General features: G+C 48.8%; 2 pseudogenes. Both read left to right on the top strand.

From position 1 onward, the window contains the following. Nucleotides 1–333: pseudogene (locus ACTHUR_RS13115) on the top strand (MFS transporter); the annotation flags it as partial. A 74-nt stretch (nt 334–407) separates the two neighbouring features. Continuing rightward, nucleotides 408–818: pseudogene (locus ACTHUR_RS13110) on the top strand (glycoside hydrolase family 65 protein); the annotation flags it as partial.

The following is an 818-nucleotide window of genomic DNA, read 5'->3' as shown; positions in this document are numbered from 1 at the left end:
GCTTTAGGCGCGCTCGGTTTCTTCTCTATTTTCTTCATCCACAATCAATACGCATTAATCCTGTCTTATACTTTAATCGGCATCGCGTGGGCAGGTATCATTACCTATCCTTTGACGATTGTAACCAATGCCCTCTCCGGCAAACACATGGGTACTTATTTGGGTCTGTTTAACGGCTCTATCTGTATGCCTCAAATCGTCGCCTCCCTGCTGAGCTTTATCCTCTTCCCTATGCTGGGCAGCCATCAGGCAACCATGTTCTTGGTTGCAGGCGCGGTCTTGTTACTGGGAGCCTTCTCTGTATGTCTGATTAAAGAGACCCACGGCGAATAATCCATCCATACCATCGGCAAAGGCCGTCTGAAACCTTTGCCGAACTTACAATTTTAATAACAGGAGCTTCATAAATGTATACAAGAATCATGGAAATCAGCCCTTGGACGCTGCGTTCGGTAAAACTGGAAAAAGAACACAAACGGCTGCAAGAGAGCCTGACCAGTTTGGGCAACGGCTATATGGGCATGCGCGGCAACTTTGAAGAAACCTACTCCGCCGACAGCCACTTGGGTACCTACATCGCGGGCGTGTGGTTCCCCGACAAAACCCGCGTCGGCTGGTGGAAAAACGGCTATCCCAAATATTTCGGCAAAGCCATCAACGCGCTCAATTTCAGCAAAGTCAAAATCTTTGTCGATGGTCAAGAAGTGGATTTGGCGAAAAACGACATTACCAACTTCTCCGTCGAACTCGATATGCAGCACGGCGTGTTGCGCCGCTCGTTCACCGTATTCGGCGTGTGTTTCGATGTGTGCAAATTC

This window comes from Neisseria sp. P0021.S007, from assembly GCF_051956855.1.
The sequence above is the reverse complement of the archived record's forward strand: the minus strand, read 5'-3'. Positions and strand labels throughout refer to the sequence as shown.